Annotated in this window: 15 protein-coding genes and 1 other annotated feature; of the genes, 2 read left to right on the forward strand and 13 right to left on the reverse strand. The window is 34.5% G+C overall.

Going from position 1 to position 19,810, the window contains the following annotated elements; translation table 11 throughout:
• Nucleotides 1–43: 43 nt before the first annotated feature.
• From ACFO5Y_RS06715 to ACFO5Y_RS06750, 8 genes are all read right to left on the reverse strand, one after another.
• The gene (locus ACFO5Y_RS06715) at nucleotides 44–2,770 is read right to left on the reverse strand and encodes a LysM peptidoglycan-binding domain-containing protein (RefSeq protein ID WP_209494358.1); all 2,727 of its coding nucleotides are present in this window, start codon (nucleotides 2,768–2,770) and stop codon (nucleotides 44–46) included.
• Between the two features lie 92 nt (nucleotides 2,771–2,862).
• Nucleotides 2,863–3,510 carry an amino acid ABC transporter permease gene (locus ACFO5Y_RS06720; RefSeq protein ID WP_138403452.1) on the reverse strand — a complete coding sequence of 216 codons (648 nt, stop codon included), beginning with the start codon at nucleotides 3,508–3,510 and terminating at the stop codon, nucleotides 2,863–2,865.
• A 108-nt stretch (nucleotides 3,511–3,618) separates the two neighbouring features.
• Nucleotides 3,619–3,825, reverse strand: a binding site (T-box leader).
• Between the two features lie 89 nt (nucleotides 3,826–3,914).
• Nucleotides 3,915–4,277 (reverse strand): DUF6568 family protein, encoded by a 363-nt coding sequence (locus ACFO5Y_RS06725; RefSeq protein ID WP_138403453.1) that lies wholly within the window; start codon nucleotides 4,275–4,277, stop codon nucleotides 3,915–3,917.
• A gap of 65 nt (nucleotides 4,278–4,342) precedes the next feature.
• On the reverse strand, nucleotides 4,343–5,959 hold the full coding sequence (locus ACFO5Y_RS06730; RefSeq protein WP_197104984.1) for an LPXTG cell wall anchor domain-containing protein: 1,617 nt from the start codon (nucleotides 5,957–5,959) through the stop codon (nucleotides 4,343–4,345).
• A gap of 154 nt (nucleotides 5,960–6,113) precedes the next feature.
• Entirely contained in the window at nucleotides 6,114–7,289 is a 1,176-nt protein-coding gene (locus ACFO5Y_RS06735) for a CapA family protein (protein WP_231606931.1), read from the reverse strand.
• 13 nt (nucleotides 7,290–7,302) lie between these two features.
• Nucleotides 7,303–10,800, reverse strand: a complete 3,498-nt coding sequence (locus tag ACFO5Y_RS06740; RefSeq protein ID WP_197104986.1) for a pyruvate carboxylase — start codon at nucleotides 10,798–10,800, stop codon at nucleotides 7,303–7,305.
• 26 nt (nucleotides 10,801–10,826) lie between these two features.
• Entirely contained in the window at nucleotides 10,827–11,450 is a 624-nt protein-coding gene (locus tag ACFO5Y_RS06745; protein WP_197104987.1) for a thermonuclease family protein, read from the reverse strand.
• Nucleotides 11,451–11,618: 168 nt separating this feature from the next.
• Complete coding sequence (locus ACFO5Y_RS06750) at nucleotides 11,619–12,080, reverse strand: PTS sugar transporter subunit IIB (protein WP_197104988.1); 462 nt, start codon at nucleotides 12,078–12,080, stop codon at nucleotides 11,619–11,621.
• Between the two features lie 216 nt (nucleotides 12,081–12,296).
• Between ACFO5Y_RS06750 and ACFO5Y_RS06755 the strand changes: the two genes are divergently transcribed.
• Nucleotides 12,297–13,460: a helix-turn-helix domain-containing protein gene (locus ACFO5Y_RS06755; protein WP_197104989.1), complete on the forward strand. Its 1,164-nt coding sequence runs from the start codon at nucleotides 12,297–12,299 to the stop codon at nucleotides 13,458–13,460.
• A gap of 89 nt (nucleotides 13,461–13,549) precedes the next feature.
• Here the strand turns inward: ACFO5Y_RS06755 and nrdH are convergent, their stop codons facing one another.
• The 5 genes from nrdH to ACFO5Y_RS06780 form a co-directional block, all read right to left on the reverse strand.
• Complete coding sequence (nrdH, locus tag ACFO5Y_RS06760; protein ID WP_138403460.1) at nucleotides 13,550–13,777, reverse strand: glutaredoxin-like protein NrdH; 228 nt, start codon at nucleotides 13,775–13,777, stop codon at nucleotides 13,550–13,552.
• A 134-nt stretch (nucleotides 13,778–13,911) separates the two neighbouring features.
• Nucleotides 13,912–14,769: an LD-carboxypeptidase gene (locus ACFO5Y_RS06765; protein ID WP_197104990.1), complete on the reverse strand. Its 858-nt coding sequence runs from the start codon at nucleotides 14,767–14,769 to the stop codon at nucleotides 13,912–13,914.
• A 29-nt stretch (nucleotides 14,770–14,798) separates the two neighbouring features.
• Complete coding sequence (locus ACFO5Y_RS06770) at nucleotides 14,799–15,590, reverse strand: ABC transporter ATP-binding protein (protein WP_197104991.1); 792 nt, start codon at nucleotides 15,588–15,590, stop codon at nucleotides 14,799–14,801.
• Between the two features lie 16 nt (nucleotides 15,591–15,606).
• Entirely contained in the window at nucleotides 15,607–16,497 is an 891-nt protein-coding gene (locus tag ACFO5Y_RS06775) for an ABC transporter permease (protein ID WP_138403463.1), read from the reverse strand.
• 8 nt (nucleotides 16,498–16,505) lie between these two features.
• The gene (locus ACFO5Y_RS06780) at nucleotides 16,506–17,507 is read right to left on the reverse strand and encodes an ABC transporter substrate-binding protein (protein WP_197104992.1); all 1,002 of its coding nucleotides are present in this window, start codon (nucleotides 17,505–17,507) and stop codon (nucleotides 16,506–16,508) included.
• Nucleotides 17,508–17,943: 436 nt separating this feature from the next.
• On the opposite strand from ACFO5Y_RS06780, the gene ACFO5Y_RS06785 reads away from it, so the two are divergent.
• Entirely contained in the window at nucleotides 17,944–19,650 is a 1,707-nt protein-coding gene (locus tag ACFO5Y_RS06785; RefSeq protein WP_197104993.1) for an Rqc2 family fibronectin-binding protein, read from the forward strand.
• Nucleotides 19,651–19,810: the final 160 nt, after the last annotated feature.

Consider the following 19,810-nt stretch of genomic DNA (forward strand, 5'->3'; position numbering starts at 1 on the left):
CGGGCAAGAAGCCCGTTTAAATTTTTTATTTAAAATGTGTTAATTAGCGAGTTAAACCGAAGTATGCATTGATTCCGTTAACAAGCCCATTAATTAATTTCTTCTGATATGAAGGGTTAATTAATTTTCTAAATTCTGCATCATGATCTTGGAAACCTAACTCTACTAATGTAGCCGGAACGTCTGTCTTACGTGTAACATGTAAGTTTTGCGCACGAGTTCCCATATCATTCGCTCCAGTAATCGCAACTAAGCTATTTTGGATAGCGTTTGCTAAACGTTTACCTTCTGGAATAATGTCTGTTCCAATATGGTGATCGACTGTCTCATAGCCTTTTTCATCGATAGATTGATCATGATATAAGGTTACGATACCGTGAGCCGTATTTGGAATCGGCATTGCATTATGATGCACACTAATATAGGCATCTGGCATAATGCTATTTGGTTCTAAATGACGTTCATGTAAAGGAATTGTTTCATCATAAGTTCTTGATTCATAAACAATATATCCTTGGTTACGTAAAAGTGTTGATAATTGAGAAGTGATGTTTAAGTTTAAATCTTTCTCTTTTCGATTATTCGCAGCTGAACCTGTTTCAGTTCCACCGTGACCTGCATCTAGGTATACAACATTCTTACCTTGTGGCACTTCTACAGAAGCAGATTTAGGCACATATCCTACGATACTTCCATTTGAATTTAATAATTCAATATATTTCGTTCCGCCTTTAACAAATTCACGTTTAACTGTAAATCGTTGACCAAAATAATCAACTACATCGTGAGTACGACCTGCATAAGATAAAGTGTTTCTTAATGCTTGTGTTGTACCATTTAACTTCACATCGTAGTTTACTGATACTGGAGTTACGCCAGATAAATCTGGAATTGATTGGTTGCTAGATCCCGAGTTGTTATTATTGTTTCCACCATTATTTGAACCTGTTGGTTTTGAAACAATTAATACGTCTCCTGAATATAAGTAATTGCTTGTTAATTTGTTCCAATCTTTTAGATTTTGAACAGTGATACCATGTGCTGATGCGATTTTGTATAAGTAATCGCCTGATTTAACCGTATAAGTTTTTGCTGATGTTGATGGTTTGTCATTGTTATTGTCGTTGTTGCCATTGTTCCCTGAATTATTTCCAGAACTAGATGGTTTAGAAACAACTAGACGGTCGCCTGGGTGAATTAAGTTTGATGAAAGGTTATTCCACTCTCTTAATTGAGCTTCAGTAATGCCGTATTGATTAGCAATTTTACTTACCCACTCTCCAGATTTAACCACATGAACTTTAGAAGGTTTATTTGTATTGTTATTTTCTTCTTTTTCTTCTTCTTTATCATCTGGTTTTGGAGCTGGAGTTGTTGAATTTGGTTTAGAAACAACTAACACATCACCTGAATAAATGTAATTACTTGTTAATTTATTCCAGTCTTTTAAGTTTTGAACTGAAATTCCATAACGACTCGCGATTGAGTATAAGTAGTCACCTGATTTAACCGTATGAGTTTTAGCAGGTGTCGTCTCTGGTTTATTGCTTTCGTTGTCACTATCATTACCAGTGTTTGAACCACCAGTATTATTAGGATTTGAAACAACTAAACGATCGCCTGGGTGGATTAAGTTAGATGATAAGTTATTCCATGATTTTAATTGTTGGTCAGTAATTCCATACTGAGCTGCAATCTTACTTACCCATTCTCCCGCTTTTACAACGTGAACTTTTTTAGTTCCAGAATTTTCATTGCTGTTATTGTTATTATCATCTGGTTTAGGTGCAGGTGTCGATGTGTTTGAACCTGGTTTTGCAACGTTTAAAACATCGCCAGAGTAAATATAGTTGTTAGATAACTTGTTCCAGTCTTTTAAGTTCTGAACAGTTACACCGAAACGACTCGCGATTGAGTATAAGTAATCGCCTGATTTAACTGTATATGTTTTCGCTGATTCTGTGTTTCCTGAGTTATTATTAGTGTTTTCAGAGTCACTATTTGAATTCTCTGAGTTACTGTTTCCGTTATTATTAGCAGACGTAGAAACAACTAAACGATCTCCTGGATGGATTAAGTTTGATGATAATTTATTCCAAGATTTAATTTGAGTTACTGTCACACCATATTTTTGAGCAATTAAATTAACTGATTCCCCAGCTTTAACGACGTGAACATTTGTCGTTGAAGTGTTTCCAGTTGAATTGTTATTATCATTTTCAGTTGATGTTGGCTTTGGTGCGGGTGTTCCTGCTTTAGAAACATTCAGTACGTCACCAGAATAAATATAATTGCTAGTTAAGCTGTTCCAATTTTTAAGGTTTTGTACTGACACACCATGTTTAACAGCGATGGCATATAATGAATCACCTGATTTTACTGTATAAGTTGATCCTGTTGCCGTTGCTGTATTTGTGTTATTAGACACAACTGGTGGTGTATTTGTTTCAACTTCAGTGTTGTTAGAATTTTGTGTCTCATTTGAAGGAGTAGAAATTTCTTCATTTTGTGCACTTTGACTCACTAATAAACTTTGATCTGGAAGTATAATATCGTTATTTAAACCATTAATTTCTTTAAGTTGCCCCAATGAAAGGCCATGACGGCTGGCAATTGAATATAAAGTATCGCCAGATTGAACAACATATGTTGATGAAATTTCTTGTGCTGCTACGATTGATTGTGATCCACCAATTGCAACAAGCGCTGCTAATGAAAGCGAAACAGTAATCCATTCCCCTTTACGTTTGCGCATTAATTTTCTCTCCAAAATGAACACTCCTCAGATTTTAGTAATGTATATTTCAATTGTAACATGTTTTCATTACCAAAACGACTAGATTTATTACAAATATTAATAGATTAATTATCCGCTTTAGCAAAGCGGTTCTCAAGTAGATTCATTAGTTGTGATATTGTGAATGTCATAATGAAATACAATAATGCCGCAAATAATAACGGAGCGAAAGTTGTATAAGTTGCCCCTCTTACAGTATCCGAAGCAAACATTAAGTCTTTGATTCCTAAAACTGACACGATAGACGTTTCTTTAATTAATACAGCAAACTCATTACCAATCGCTGGTAAGATGTTTTTAATCGCTTGTGGTAAAAGTACTTTTCTAAAAGCTACCCATTTAGGTAAACCAAGTGCTCTTGCTGCTTCTGTTTGACCTGTATCGATTGATTGAATACCACTACGCATGATTTCTCCCATATAAGCAGTAGAGTTAATAGTTACAGCTAATACTGCAGAGATGAAATCATCCAAATAAATATTGAACATTGGAAGTCCAAAATAAACTAAATAAACTTGAACAAGTAACGGTGTCCCACGAATAATTTCTACATAAACACGCGCGATCGTACTAAGTATTTTGTTTGATGAAATACGCATTAAAGCTAAAGCAGCTCCGAAAGGTAATGATAAAACGACTGTAACAAATGCTAATTGTATTGTGTACCAAGCTCCATTTAAAAATAGCGGGTAATATTCTTGAATAATATCCATAAGTATCTCTCCTCTTAATTTTATAATAATGATCAAACTAATATAAAGACTGTAAGTGTGTATACAAATAAACAAAAAAAGTCTCTATTTCTAATGCATAACATTAAAAATAGAGACGAAATATCCGTGGTACCACTCTGTTTAATTGACATAATCAATTCACTTACTTATAACGCATATGCGATATTAGCTACTATGAGTTCACTAATATGTCTATTAAGTGCGGTTCAGCAAAGTGAATCTTTGTAGCCTTTCACCGGTTGCTACATCGCTTTTAGTTCACGTAAACTTACTCTCTTAAATCTTCGACGACTATTTAATTTAGAATAATATTAAAAGAATGAGAATTGTTTGTCAACCTAAATTCTAATTAATACTCCGAATATATGATATTAAATCCGTTTCTATGATGCTTCTACGAACGATGCGATTTCTTCTTCGGTCATAGAACTATCACAACGGACTTTTACATCGTTTCCATCAGCATATAGAATACCTGGAACAGTCGGTACACCATATTTTTCACGAAAGTCTTTTAATTCATCTGTATAATCAGGATGTTCTGAATTTACAAAATTCACTTGAACTTTATGTTCTGTACTTACTTTATGAAGTTTAGGTGCAAATTTACGGCAATATGGACATGTAGGACGTCCGATAAATACGATTGTACCTTCTTCATTAGAAAGTAATTCATCTGCTTCAGTCGGAGAAAGCTCCGTAAAGTCTTGTACGATTTCTAAAAATACATTTTCTTCTGCTGTCATATTAATAACCTCTCTTTCATAAGTAAATAGTACCTTAAATCTGGCCTTTAAACCAATTTTATTGCTCAATCTAATTCAATATCTTGAAGTGTTTCTCTTTTTTTACGCTTTATACGAAGGGTCGTAAATAATAAAATTAAGCCAATAATTAAGATGATTATTGCGATAATTGTCATCGGTTTTCTTTCACCAGTCGAAGGTAATTCGATATTACCTTTATTTGTTTTTTCACCTTTGTTCTCTTTATTTTTATTATTCATCGAATTTGATGCACTTGGTTTAGGAAGATCTTTTATATTTGTATTACTTCGAACGTTTGAAAGCTGGTCTTTTAAAGATTCTAGATGATCATTCGGTACTACCAAGTTATCAGGGACTTCGTCTAAGGTTTCATCTAATGTTAATTCATCATTACTTTCTGAATCTATTTCTGAAGTTGACTCTCCACTTAAGGCTTCTTCTAACGTATGTGATGAAATATCTTTTTGAACATATTCATCATAATAGCCAGACGAACTCATCGAGTTTGTAACCCACTGTTGTGAGCTATCGTCAAAAAATACTAGTTTCACTTGATATCTTTGGTGGATACTACGTACTAAATTTACGGCTTCTTCATTCGTATGCATATTCGAGTTTAGATAATTGACAAGTTCGCTCTTTATTAACTCAAAAGCCTCTGTGTTAATGCTATAAATATAATTCCATTGATTCTCTTTTAAGTTGATGACTTTTTGATAACTCTGTATAAATTCATCTTTGTTATTATTTTTTATAAATGCTCTTTGTGCATATTGAGCTAATGTTTCTATATCAATTAAACTTAACTCTTTAGCATAACTATATGTTTCATAGGCTAGATTATCTAAAACGATATTTGGTTTATCCGCTAAAGCATTTTCTAAAGCTTGTTGATCTAATTGCTCACTATATAGTCGATAAATATCTTCAAAAGCAACTTTACGATAAGCTTTAGCAACTATCTTTTCTAAATATGTATCAATTTGAACGAGATAATCATTTAAAGACGTTTGGCTATTCAGTAATATCTGGTCATTTGATAAATATTCAGATGAATACGGATATAATTGACACTCATTGTAGGTGGCTTTTGATTGACTCGTGTTTTCTTTACTAGCGTGTAATTCATTTAGTGTAAAATTCAAATTGGAATAGTTTTGTTCTACGACATTACGATCGGCAATTAATTGGTTTAATGCAACTTGAATTTCTTGGATATAGGCTTGCCATTCCAAGACTGATTCATGACTTGCGACAAGATTTAATTGTTCTTCTTCACTTAAATATATAAACTCAGGGTCCAATTCAGATTGAAGTGCATATACCTCTTCGATAACGATGAGTAGTTGTGAATTTGCCCAATCTAGGGAATCTACTTCCCCGCTTTCTAACAAAGCAATATAATTATTAAGCTCGTTATATTGTGCTTGAACTAACTGTAATTCCGCTTCAACTTCTTCAATTGTTCCATTTATTGATTCGGCTTCAAGACTTTCATCCGTTGGATTTTGTAATATGTTTAAACAATCTTCTAGTGAAATCGATTCATAATTAATATCCTGAGTAACAATATAAGGATCCGGCGCTTCCTGTGCGAATATTGAACCAAAAGAATTAAGTAATAAATTTAATAACATCATTGATATGATTATTTTTTTCATAAATAACACCTCCATATATAAATACGTAAAAAAGTGTCATTTCCATTATTTTATTTATTGACTTAATTAACAACTTTTCAAATTGCTATTTTAGACAACAAAAAAACAGTTAATGAAATCGATTTGCTTTCACTAACTGTTTAAACTATCTCTATTAGTCTAAGTATTCAACTACTTCTACTTTATTAGTATAATATCGCATTCTTTGTTCTAATTCAGCATACAACTCACTGGCTTGAGCTAAGCCATATTCATCAGCATCTGCTAAAGGAACTACAGAGTATACCGGAGTCTCTGGCATACCGAAATTAAAGGTCGGCATGAATCGCATTGAATCTAAGACAACTTCACCATTACCAAGTTTATTAAATGTATATTCGGTAATACCTCCGACTTTTGTGTCAATTTCATACTGTCCAGTTAAAAAGTTCCCGTGTGAGAACATTCCTGCTTGGCTCTCATTATAATTAATAAATGGTTGTAAGACATGCGGGTGTCCGCCTAGAATAAAGTTTGCTCCAGCATCACGCGCTGTTTGCATAACTTCTAATTGCCACGTATTAGGTAAGTAATCATACTCATTTCCCATATGGAACATGACAACTGACACATCCACTTCCGTATTCAGTTGCTCAACTTCAAGTGGAATTAAATCCAAATCAATGAGTGATAATAAATATTCTTGATCTTCTGGGAGATAGTTTCCATTCGCATCATTAGCATAAGACAGAAAACCAACGGACATATCTCCTACTTCGATGATGCGAGACGTATTGTAATCTTCCCATGACTCATAACTACCTACATACATCATATCACGCTCTTGTAAGGCGTTAATTGAAGCATATGCCCCGTCTGCACCTAAATCAAGTGAATGGTTCGTTGCATTATTAACAATATCAACCCCAGCGTTTTGAAGTGCATCAATAATCTCTTCAGGTGAATTAAAAGCTGGGTATGTTGAAGGTCCAAAGACACTTCCCGCTGTGATCATCTCTAGATTCGCAGTTGTAATATCCGCATTCTCTAAATACGGTCTAACCCCATCAAACATATGATCAAAACTATAACCATCCCCAGTATCCGCATCATAATAAACCGTATCATGAACTAATACATCTCCAATAGAGCGAATTGTTACAGAATCAACCACTTCATAATCACTACTAGATCCATTCTCTTCAGAAGTGTCAACCACTTCTTCACTGCCAACTTCTTCGGACTCAGCAACCGATTCCCCCTCTTGGCTAGCCGATTGGCAGCCTAAAAGGAGAAATGTTATACCGAGAAATAAACTTATTAATTTTATGTTATTTAATCTTTTTTTCAACATTCACGCATCCTTATTCGAATTCTATCAGTAAATCTCCTGCTGTAATTTGATCTTGTTCTTTCACATAGATGCTTTTTATTACCCCAGCTTTAGGTGCTTGAATCGCATTTTCCATTTTCATTGCTTCAGTAATAATTAATACATCATTTTGTCTTACATGATCGCCTTCTTTAACATTTACCTTAAATACAGAACCAGGCATTTGTGCTCCGACATGATTCAGATTTGAACGATCTGCCTTTGGACGAGCTACTGATGATAAATCAACATTATTATCAATAATTTCTACTTGTTCAGGCATTCCATTTAGATTGAAATAAACAATACGTGTGCCATTTTCTTTAAGCGGTCCAATACTTGTTAATTCTACTAAGAGTGTTTTACCAGGTTCGATATCAACGACAATACGTTCATTTAACTTCATACCGTATAAGAAGGTTGGTGTATCAATTATATCAACTTGACCAAAATCTTCAATAAAGTTTAAATATTCTCTAAATACTTTAGGATACATTCCTAGACTCAACATTGAGTTCATATCCACATCTTTATAAAGCTTTTCATTCAATTCTTCTTCGGCTTCTTTGAAGTCGAAAGGTGCTAAGTGATTCCCTGGTCGATCGGAAATCGCTGTTTCATTTTTTAGAACTACTTTTTGTAATTCTTTATTCATACCACCCGCAGGTTGGCCAATCTCTCCTTTTAAGAAAGAAATAACAGATTGTGGGAAGTCTAACGCCTCGCCTTGCGCAATAACAGATGATTCGTCTAAATCATTTTGAACCATGAATAAAGCCATATCTCCTACAACTTTAGATGATGGTGTCACTTTTACAATATCTCCGAATAAGAAGTTCACACGGTGATACATATCTAAGACAGCGTCATAACGATCGCCTAGCCCTAAGGATTGTGCTTGCATACGTAAATTACTATATTGACCACCTGGCATTTCATAATCATAGACTTTTGTCCAAGCAGTTGTTAAATCACTTTCAAACGGCGTGTAATACTTACGTGTTTCTTTCCAATAATTTTGCATGATATCATTCGCTTCAACGTCCACGTTAATATTACGGTCAAGGCCTAGACGTGTATAGTACAAGGCATTCGCATCTGGCTGTGAATTTTGACCCGATAGAGCTGCATTAGCAGTATCCACAATATCCACCCCAGCATCAATCGCTCTTGAGTAAATAGCTACACCAGTACTTGTCGTATCATGTGTGTGTAAATGAATCGGTAGTGATACCTCTTGTTTCAATGCAGAGATAAGTTGGTAAGCTGCCTCAGGCTTTAAGACACCAGACATATCTTTAATCGCAATTGTATGAACACCAAGTGCTTCCAATTCTTTTGCCATATTTACGTAATAATCTAATGTATATAGGCTTGATCGTTGTGGGTTCAAAATATCCCCTGTATAACAGATTGTTCCTTCGACGATTTTTCCAGTCCCTAACGCTGTTTCAATTGGGAATTTTAACGCTTCTAACCAGTTTAGTGAATCAAAAATCCTAAAGACATCGATGCCCTCTTGAGCACTTGTTTTAATAAACTGTTTCACTAAATTATCTGGATAGTTCTTATAACCTACCGCATTTGAAGCACGCAATAACATTTGGAAAGGAATATCCGGAATTAATTGACGTAAGTCACGCAATCTTTGCCATGGACTTTCTTTCAAGAAGTTATAAGCGACATCAAACGTTGCTCCTCCCCACATCTCTAATGAGAAGTAGTCACGCATTGTTTCATTCATAAATGGCGCAATTTCACGCATATCTGTCGTTCTTAAGCGTGTCGTTAAAACAGATTGATGTGCATCACGAAGTGTTGTATCTGTTAGTAAAGTATTCTTAGTTCCAAGAATAGCTTTAGATACAGCTTCAGGTCCTTGTTGATCTAAAATCTGTTTAAATGACAAAGCTTTCTCGTCGTGTGGCTTTGTCCAAACATCCCCTGGTGTACTGAATGATTCACGGTGAATATTTGTACGGTGACCTTTAATTTTTGGCACTTGTCTCAATTCAAAGTGAGGTTTTTCAGTTTTTTCAATCCCTGGGAAGCCATTGACAGTGACATTCGCAATATACTTCAATAGTTTATTCCCGCGGTTTCTTGGAGGTATAAAATCGAATAATTCCTTATGCGTATCAATGAATGACACATCATATTCACCAGAGACAAATTGTGGGTGTTTAATAATGTTTTCAATGAAACGAATATTTGTTTTGAGACCCACGATACTCATCTCTTCTAAAGAGCGTCTTAAGTTAGCAATGGCGCCATCTTTGTGAATTGAATACGTTGAGATTTTAACAAGTAATGAATCATAGTAAGGGCTAATATTCGCCCCACTATAAGCGTCACCAGCATCTAAACGAACACCAATCCCACCAGGAGAACGGTAACCGATGATCTTACCAGAATCTGGTGCAAAATTATTTAAAGGATCTTCTGTCGTTACGCGCGCTTGAATAGCGAAACCATTTAAGTGAATATCTTCTTGGCTTGGGAAACCGATGGCTTGATCAAATAATGCTTCACCATCCGCAATTAAAATTTGCGTACGAACAATATCTAAACCAGTTACTAATTCTGTAATGGTATGCTCCACTTGAACACGTGGATTTACTTCGATGAAGTAGAATTCATTTCCTGAGACTAGGAATTCCACTGTACCGGCATTAATATATTCGATATGATTCATTAATTGAAGCGAAGCATCTGTTAATTTTTCACGCATTTCCGAGCTTAAATTAAATGAAGGTGCTACTTCAACAACTTTTTGATGACGACGTTGAATCGAGCAGTCTCGTTCATATAAATGCACGACGTTGCCATGTGTATCTCCTAAAATCTGTACTTCAATATGTTTTGGTTCATTAATGTACCTTTCAGCATACATGCGGTCATCACCAAAAGAATTTTTTGCTTCGGATTTCGCACGGTCATAGGCACTTTCAATCTCATCTTCAGACGCCACAATACGCATCCCTTTACCGCCACCACCGCTGACAGCTTTTAGCATAATCGGATAACCATGTTCACTCGCGAAGGCTTTAATATCTTCTAATGAATTATCATCTGTCACAGTACCTGGAATGATTGGCAGTCCTGCAGCAATAGCCGTTTCACGCGCACGCGTTTTATTCCCGAACATTTCTAAATGTCGAAGTTCAGGACCGATAAAGATAATACCTTCTTCCTGACAACGTTTCGCAAACTCATAGTTCTCACTTAAGAAGCCATAGCCCGGATGAATCGCATCAATGTTTTTCTCTTTAGCTAAAGCAATAATACCTTCAATATCTAAATAAGCCCCCGTCGGACTTAACGTCTCGCCTACCAAATACGATTGGTCTGCTTTTTGTCTATGCAGCGACCCGATATCTTCTTTAGAATAAATCGCTACCGTTTCAATTCCTAATTCTTTACACGCACGGATAATTCGAATGGCAATTTCACCGCGGTTGGCTATTAATATCTTGTTAATTTTATTCATTTACTCAACTCCAATTTGTTTGCTATTTAATTCCAAATATTTAATGATTCATTTTGAGCCCGATCCTCAGCCTCTCTTAAAAGCGTCTCATAAGAATTATTAGGCGGATTGACATATCTCACTCGAGCTAATCCTTCTTCCAATAAGGCTTCATTCATTAACACATCATCACTATACACATAGGCTAATATCCGATTGTAATTATCTGTAGGTGGACCGACATCCAGTTCGATATATACTTGATCCGCTTCCTTTAGATAAGTTTCATTCATTTCTTTAGCTTCCTGAGCAAATGGTGCAGGATCACCACTATCATAATTCATTTCTGGTGTATCGATGATTAAGTATCTAACGGGAATTTCATATCCATTCAAATCAATTCGCATGGTGTCTCCGTCATTTACAGAAACAAGATCCACTGGAATCTTTTTCAATGTCGGTAATACTTCAAAATTCTCTCCGTTAAATTCACTTGAAATAACTTCCGCGTCTTGATTATCAATGACTGTATTGGATGAATCAAAATTTAATAAATCAGGTGCAAAGAATAAAACTAAAATAATAACGATGGCTGATAAGCTGATACCCATTTTATTATTTCGATTCCCTAACTGCTTTAATAATCGACGTAAGAGTGATTTATTATTCAAGTAAGCCCTCCGTTCTATTAGGTTAAATATACAGTAGCTATTATATCATAATTATTAGACTAGTTTACTCTTTTATCAGTAAATTTTAATCTTAAAGCATTTAATGTTTGATGTAGTCAAAAACCCCCAACAAAAATATTTGTTGAGGGTTTATAAATAAAAAATGGTTTATAATAAAACACTTTCTTCATCTGGTGTTTGACGCACTTCTACTTTAGTCCCTTGCTCTGAGATTGATGCCAACCAATTAATTTGTTTACTATTCAATGAGACTCCAGGTGCAATTGTTTTTCCTCCACCTGTTGGAGCCACACTCGATAAAGTTACTAATGGGATTGAAAAACCAAGATTCATAATAATTTTCAAATCTGCAATTGTTTCAAAGATTAGTATCGGATGTTTTTCTGAATCTAATTTATTTAGCATTTTAATGGCCTTACTCATACTATAATAACGACATGTAATCCCATCCGGCACCGACATATCTAATAGACCTTGTTGCATTTTATTTTCTGAAAGTTTGTCATTTACGACAATAATAAGATTACTCTCGACTTCACTACACCAGAGTTCGGCTACTTGCCCATGGAGAAAATGATCGTCAATTAGAGCCATTCTTACATTAGACATTGCATCTCTTTCCTTTCTAAATTTACATTCAGCGGATATGTTACGCCACTTAAGAACTAAGTGCAATACTTTTCCATTAAAATACACAAAAAATTCGATTTAGTTTGATGAAATCGGTAAAAAGAAATCACTAATTAAGATAATCATTAGTAAAGAATTAAATTTTAAGGTATAATGTTATCTGAACTAATAACTAAAATGGGTAGAGGTGAAAAAATGTACTTGAAAACAACGTCAAATAACCATTCTGAGTTTTACACAATTATGGATGAGTCTTCCATTTCAAAATCTAAAAAGACAAATAGACGGATGCAAATTCAAAAGAGTGATTCTGATTTATTTTTCCGTTTTAATCAATCAGTGCGGTTAACTTCTGATATAGGACTTGCCTTAATTGTGTTAACTACTACACCTGAAGATGAAGCAAGTTATCAGGAATTTATCTTAACTAATAGTATTGATTTAGTCCCAGGTGTCTATTTTAACACACTCGCTATCACAGAAGAATGTAGTATTTTTATGGAACCGCTTGGGAAGGATTCTCCTAAGACAGTCCCTACAGCTAAAAAAATTGCGATTCGAAAATACGAACCAAAACTAATGATTGAAAAACTACATACTTTGTTCTATCAAATTAAGATGGCGCCTTTCGAAAGCTTATCTATTCCAGGAGATTATTATGAACTTATTATTGTTGATCAAGGTGAGTTAATTCATCACATTGATGATGCGGAGTATATTGCTAAAAAGAATGATTGCTTTATCTATCAACCAGGACAAGTTAGAAAACAAAGTATTACTAAAGATGGAGTAACGTCTTATTTATCAATTATATTTGACGCAAAGGGGCTAACTCCTACAGCAACGAATCAAATCATACACTTAGGTTCTCAAAACACAGCTTTAATTGAACGAATCATTGAATTATCAAACATTACAACCAATGGTAGATATACGGATGATGAAGTGTTATTAAACTTAAAATTAATTCTACTTAAAATTGTTCAAGGTGAAGCGAATCATACCGAAAAACCAACCACATCGATGCGCGAAAACTATGAAAGTGAATTATTCCAAGCGATGGTAGATTTCTTGGATGCGCATGTTGAAGACCAAAACCAAGTGAGTGATTTAGTTGAACATTTCTCATTATCAAGATCAACCATTCAATCATTATTTAATAAATACGCAAATACGACACCAAAAAATTATATAAATACAATTCGATTAAACAGAAGCAAACAAATGATTCAAGAAACTCAAATGACCTTATCACAAATAGCTGATTATCTAGGCTATGGTTCGATTCAATACTTCTCTCGGGCATTTAGTAAGGAATTTGGTTTAAGCCCTTCTAGCTATGCAAAATCGATTGTTTAAACAATTAAAACTTGCACTAATAATAAAAATTCCACTCCTTAAGTTATTGACTAACTTTAAAGAGTGGAATTTTTTAAATTATTAAATTATTAAGCTAATTTTGCTAATAAATCTGGACGGAAACCGTTAAAAGGCTCTTCCCCATCGATTTCAACTACAGGGAGTGATTGAAAGCCTAATGATTTAATATGATTCAGTGCTTCCTCATCAGCAAACACATCTAGAGTAGAATAATCGACACCTTTATCATCTAAATATTTTTTTGTAAAGTTACATTGCATACAATTTGGTTTTGAATAAACAGTAATTTTTGACATGGATATGACCTTCTTTCTTTGAACTAATATACTCATCATACTGTATTTCCAAATAAAAAACAACTACATGTTGATCGCTTTATTAAATGCGACACAATATATAGTTGTTTTACTTAAAAATGATAATATTTAAACTAATTCATTCTGAATGGATAAACGGCCTCATGATGACCGACATAATCCGTAAAGTATAATTTGAAATTATATTTATTCTGATAAGTTTGGATTAATTTGTATAAATCGTCTTCTTGGCCTTTTTCTTTTATTTCACTGAAATGACCAATAACCACAAATTTCATTTTATCCAAAATATTTAATAAATCAAGCTGTGAAAAGTAACTACGCATTTTATTAATATCTCCTAACTGACCTTCAAGAAGTAAGCCTTCTGCATTTGCAATATTAAAATATGGTGTCCCAGCTAATTTTAAATAGCATCGGATATTTCCACCGATAATAAGCGCACTTTCATCAATTTTGTTTGGTGTTGTACTCCCTCTATCAATCCGTTCATTATTAAATAGCACACGTTTAAAACTATCTTTTGCAACGCCTGTATTATCTTTAATGATATTCGTTGCTAAAAAGTTTACAGCTTTGACGTTTGTCTTTAATAATAAAGCATTAATAATCACTGTATTGTCACTATAACCTAAATAAAACTTATCAGAAATAGTTTCAATCGCTCGCCAATCATCTTCAGTAAATTGGTTTAAAACTTCTAACGCCAAGTCTCCCCCTGATAAGTCGAAAATGGCTTTGATATTAGGATCTATCAAGGCATTGTACAATTCTTCTTTTCGGTAAGTAGCGTCATGTGTTTCATTATTAATGGGATCAATATATATAGTAGGGCTAATATGAACTTTTAGATCAAATTCATTAACCAAACAATCATATAATGATGTTATCTTTAATCTTACTTGTTCATCTAAGTCTAGTCCGTTCGAACAACCAAGCAAGATAACTTCATCATCAGAATTCAGGTGCATATTATCATCACTTTCTATATCAAGTTTTTTTAAGAAGCATTTGCTTCCATCTCTACTAATTTTTCCATAAGTTCGTGCAAATGTCCAATTTCTAAGTTAGCAATTTCTTCTTTACTGTAAACATTCGCAATTTTTCCTTGATGGAGAACAACGATACGGTCACCATATTTAATTGCATCTTGCATATGATGCGTAATCATTAAAGTAGTTAAATTGTTTTCTGTTACCATTTTGTGTGTCATTTCCATAACTTGTTTAGCAGTACGAGGGTCTAACGCTGATGTATGCTCATCTAATAATAACAGTTGGGGTTTTTGAATCGTCGCCATAACTAAAGAGATGATTTGTCTCTGTCCTCCAGATAGATATTCTATGGGTAAATCTAAGCGTTTTTCTAAATCTAAATTAAACTGAGAAATATACTCTGCCATTTCTGCCTTATTATCAGCATTTAAAGATAGAGACAAACCACGTTTTTTACCACGTTTACTTGCTAACATTAGATTCTCGAATACTGACATACGAGGAGCTGTTCCCATACTTGGGTTTTGGAAAACTCTTGCAACAATACTGGCACGCTTGATTTGAGGGATTTTTGTAATATCCGTATTATTTAATAAAATGCTTCCTTCATCGGGTTCGATATGCCCTGTAAGAGCATTAAATAACGTGGATTTCCCTGCCCCATTCGTTCCTATGATCGCAATAATCTCACCTTGTTTTACTGAGAGAGTAATATCTTCTAACCCTTTGACAATATCTCCTGTTCTTCGTTGAAAAACTTTGGATACATGGTTTAATTCTAAATAATTTTCTGTCATCATTACACTCTCCTTCCTATAATTTTCCTAGTTTAGCTTTATTTAAGCCCATCTTCTTAGAAATAGCTGGTAATGCTAAGAATATAGCTAACACCAAGGCTGAGATTAATCTAAAGTCGTTTGGATTAAAGCCTAATTGAAGAACAAAGACAATTATTAATCGATAAATCACTGATCCAACAACGATTGAAATAAAACGCCCAGATAATTTCATTTGTTTTCTAAAGATAACTTCTCCGATAACAATTGAAGACATAGCAACAACTACGGTTCCTGTCCCCATCTGAACATCTGAGAACCCATTATCTTGTGCAACTAAAGCACCACTTAGTGCAATAAATCCATTGGCAAACATTAATGCTAGACGTTTCATTGTATTTGTTTTAATTCCGAATGAAGCCGCCATAATTTCATTATCACCGGTTGCAATAATCGCTTGTCCTAAATCTGTCTTAAATAAATAAGTCATAAAAAGGATAACAAGTAAAACAACAATTAAGCCAACAATAGCTCTTTGATATTGAACACTTTCAATCGCTTCACTTAAGTAACTATAGATTGTATCAAAACCACGTAAGCTTAAGTTCGGACTCCCCATGACACGTAAGTTGATCGAATAAAACCCAGTTAGGGAAATAATACTAGCAAGTAAAGCAGGAATATCAAAATACGTTGTTAATATTCCTGTTACTAGACCAGCTAACATTCCAGTAATAATAGAAGCAAAAGTGGCGACAATTGGGTTAACACCCATTGTAATTAATGTAACTGCCGAAGCAGCACCTAAAGTGAATGATGCCTCGCTGGTTAAATCGGCGAATCGTAGGATTCTGAAACTAATGTATAGTCCCAATCCCATAATTCCCCATAATATTCCTTGGTAAACTGCACTAAAATAAATACTCATACTAACAACTACTCCTCACCTAAACGGTCCTTAATATCCATCACTTCAGAAGCAAGCTCTTCTGGTACTTCAATACCTAAACGATCAGCTGTTTCAAAGTTAATCACAGGTTGTAATTCATCTAAAAATCGCACGGGTGTCTCACCTGGATTTGCACCATCGATGATTTCTTTGGCAACATCTGTTGCTAATAATCCGATATCTTTCTGGTTAATTGCTACAGCTGATAATGCCCCTTGCCCTACCATCACGTCAACCGTTGTAAAGACTGGAATTCCAGCTGCATCTGTTGCATCTAATAAAGTTTCAAAAGCACTTGCAATCGTATTATCTGAACCAACATAGATTGCATCGACTTCGCTAGCTAAAGTTTGAGCCACTAATTGCATGTCCATTGTAGAAGCAATTCCTTCAATTTGAACTTCTAAGCCCATTTCTTCTGCAACTGCTGCTGCTTGTTCAGTTTCTGCCAATGAATTGTCTTCACTTGTTGTATAGATCATACCTACTTTTTGCACATCTGGTTGTAATTGTAATAATAATTCAAATTGATCTTCATATGGTACTGCATCACTTGCACCAGTAATGTTTTCGCCTGGATTTTCTAAATCATCAACAATTCCTGCTGAAACAGGATCAGTGACCCCGGTCATAATAATTGGAATATCTGATGTCACATTTTGAAACGCTTGTGCTACCGGAGTCGTAATGGCGAAAATCATATCAGGCTCTTCCGCCACTACACTTTGAGCGATCGTTGAGAGGATGTTTAAATCTCCTTCAGCGTTTTGGTAATTAATCGTTAAGTTTTCACCTTCAGTATATCCGTGTTCCGCTAGCCCATCATAGACACCTTGTCGGATATCATCGAGTGAACTATGCGTAACTAATTGAACAACCGCTACATCTAATGAATCTTCTTGAGCGAAAGCCTCTTTTGTTGTTGTACTTGATACAACGACTAATGCCAGTGCAACCATTGCTAAGATAAGTTTTTGTAATTTTTTCATTTTTATTCTCCTTTTATATAAAAAACAGCCGACACATACAATCTGTGTGTCAGCTTAATAAAGCATAAAAAAAGACCACATAGATTGTAAGACTACAAACTCTATGTGGTAAACTGGATTAAGAGCCACATAGATACAGTTTCAGTTAAATTCAAACTGGGCTGTATCCATGGAACGGATTCCAAGTCTACAACCTATCTACGCCAGCTTTGCCAGATTAAATTAATTTTGTTGTTAACTTGGTTCGTCATATTCATTGGCCCCTTTCGTATTTGTTAATACAATGATACAACCTCGTCAAATATATGTCAACCATTTCTATTCTTTTTTTAATCTTTCTTTAATAATCGGCTACGTTTTGATAATTAGTAATTTAAGCTTATTTAATGTACAATAATAGTCTGGTAAAATCATGTTATTAAAGGGGGTTTGGTTGATGTCATTTGATGGCTTTTATACACACAAAATTACAGAAGAGCTAACTTCCAAACTAAAAAATGGACGCATACATAAAATTTATCAACCGTTTGAACAAGAATTACAATTCGTTATCCGATCAAATCGTACCAATTACCGAATGGATGCTTCGATTCATCCAACCTACTATCGCTTACACTTGACTGATGAGAAATCGAATAACCCACAACAAGCACCTATGTTTTGTATGTTATTACGAAAACATCTGGAAAATGCAACGGTATTGGATATTCGTCAATATGAAAATGACCGAATCATCACATTTGAATTAAGTGGTCGCGATGAACTGGGTGATCTACAAAGTTATTTACTTATCTTTGAATTAATGGGTCGTCACAGTAATATTATATTGGTTAATCCAGTTACGAATAAAATCATTGATTGCATTAAACATATTCCGCCAAGTATGAATAGTTTTAGAAGTTTACAACCAGGTGCTGAATATATCTTACCACCTAAGAATGAAAACCAAGAAAACATCTTACAATTGAGTGAAGCTCAATTAAACGAGTTCGCGACTGAAAACCAAGAATTACTCGCAACAGGTAAAGCATCTAAAGTGATTCAAGGGATGTCTGGTCTCGCTAGTAAACAAATTACCGCGTGGATAAATGATGACCAGTTGACAGCGTATCAAGCCCTTGAAAAATATTTACACGAGTTAAAGACAGGCCAACCCGTCATATTTAGAACTGACAATCAAATGAAATTTTACGCAATGGATCTGCCCTATCTTAAAGGTGAACGAGATTATTATGAATCATTAAGTAGATCACTGGATGTCTTCTATAATCAAAAAGTTCGTTTAGATCGAGTTAAGCAATTATCTGGTGATTTGATTCAACGAATTAAACAAATCATTGAAAAAAATTATCATAAATTAGAGAACTTAGAAAAAGACCGACAAGTCGCTCAAGATGCGGATACTTATCGTCTAAAAGGTGAATTAATCAATGCCTTTTCGTATCAAATCGAAAAAGGTCAATCTTCTACCGTTGTAGCTAATTATTACGATAACAATGAACCTTATACCATTGAATTAAATCCTAGAAAGACACCGTCAGAGAATAGTCAAACTTATTTCAAACGCTATACCAAATACCGTGACTCATTACGTTTTATTGAAAAACAAGAAAAATTAGCACAGCAAGAAATTGAATATTTGGATTCAGTCCTTGTTCAACTTGAACAAGCAGAAATTGAAGACATTGAAGATATTAAAGCTGAGTTAATTCGAGAGGGTTACGGCGGTAAACGGAATAAGTCCGTTAAAAAACGAGCAAAATCTAAATCTAAGCCCCGTCGCTATCAATCAAGTGATGGTGTGATGATATATGTTGGTCGTAATAACCAACAAAACGATGAATTAAGTATGCGCAAAGCAAGTAAAAACCACTGGTGGTTACATACTAAAGATATTCCAGGAGCGCATGTGATTGTCGAATCTGACAAGCCTAGTGATCAAACGATGACAGAGGCGGCTGAAATAGCCGCTTACTACTCTAAATCGCAAAATTCTGCCAATGTCCCTGTCGATACAGTCCAAGTGAAGCACTTACGTAAGCCTAATGGTGCTAAACCAGGTTATGTGATTTATGAAGGTCAAAATACATTATTTGTCACACCTGTAGAGATGAAAATAAACGAACTAAATATGAATGGATAATTTAAAACCGATCCGCTACCTAGTTTTTTGAACTAAGTAGCAGATCGGTTTTTATTTTTCTAATAGTTGAATTGCAATAATTATTGCGACAATTTTTTATTTACTCAATTAATAAGAGTTCGTGTAAAAATACTTCCAAAGGTGTTTGGTAATCTAAGCA

The organism is Ruoffia tabacinasalis (genome assembly GCF_042652985.1).
GTDB lineage: Bacteria > Bacillota > Bacilli > Lactobacillales > Aerococcaceae > Ruoffia > Ruoffia tabacinasalis.

Bases quoted from the DNA above. Each gene is read 5' to 3' on its own strand.
- ACFO5Y_RS06725 (WP_138403453.1), bottom strand. From the start codon at position 4,277: ATGACAGCAGAAGAAAATGTATTTTTAGAAATCGTACAAGACTTTACG.
- ACFO5Y_RS06720 (WP_138403452.1), bottom strand. From the start codon at position 3,510: ATGGATATTATTCAAGAATATTACCCGCTATTTTTAAATGGAGCTTGG.
- ACFO5Y_RS06775 (WP_138403463.1), bottom strand. From the start codon at position 16,497: ATGAGTATTTATTTTAGTGCAGTTTACCAAGGAATATTATGGGGAATT.
- ACFO5Y_RS06765 (WP_197104990.1), bottom strand. From the start codon at position 14,769: ATGCACCTGAATTCTGATGATGAAGTTATCTTGCTTGGTTGTTCGAAC.
- ACFO5Y_RS06730 (WP_197104984.1), bottom strand. From the start codon at position 5,959: ATGAAAAAAATAATCATATCAATGATGTTATTAAATTTATTACTTAAT.
- ACFO5Y_RS06755 (WP_197104989.1), top strand. From the start codon at position 12,297: ATGTACTTGAAAACAACGTCAAATAACCATTCTGAGTTTTACACAATT.
- ACFO5Y_RS06780 (WP_197104992.1), bottom strand. From the start codon at position 17,507: ATGAAAAAATTACAAAAACTTATCTTAGCAATGGTTGCACTGGCATTA.
- ACFO5Y_RS06740 (WP_197104986.1), bottom strand. From the start codon at position 10,800: ATGAATAAAATTAACAAGATATTAATAGCCAACCGCGGTGAAATTGCC.
- nrdH (WP_138403460.1), bottom strand. From the start codon at position 13,777: ATGTCAAAAATTACTGTTTATTCAAAACCAAATTGTATGCAATGTAAC.
- ACFO5Y_RS06785 (WP_197104993.1), top strand. From the start codon at position 17,944: ATGTCATTTGATGGCTTTTATACACACAAAATTACAGAAGAGCTAACT.
- ACFO5Y_RS06750 (WP_197104988.1), bottom strand. From the start codon at position 12,080: ATGTCTAATGTAAGAATGGCTCTAATTGACGATCATTTTCTCCATGGG.
- ACFO5Y_RS06770 (WP_197104991.1), bottom strand. From the start codon at position 15,590: ATGACAGAAAATTATTTAGAATTAAACCATGTATCCAAAGTTTTTCAA.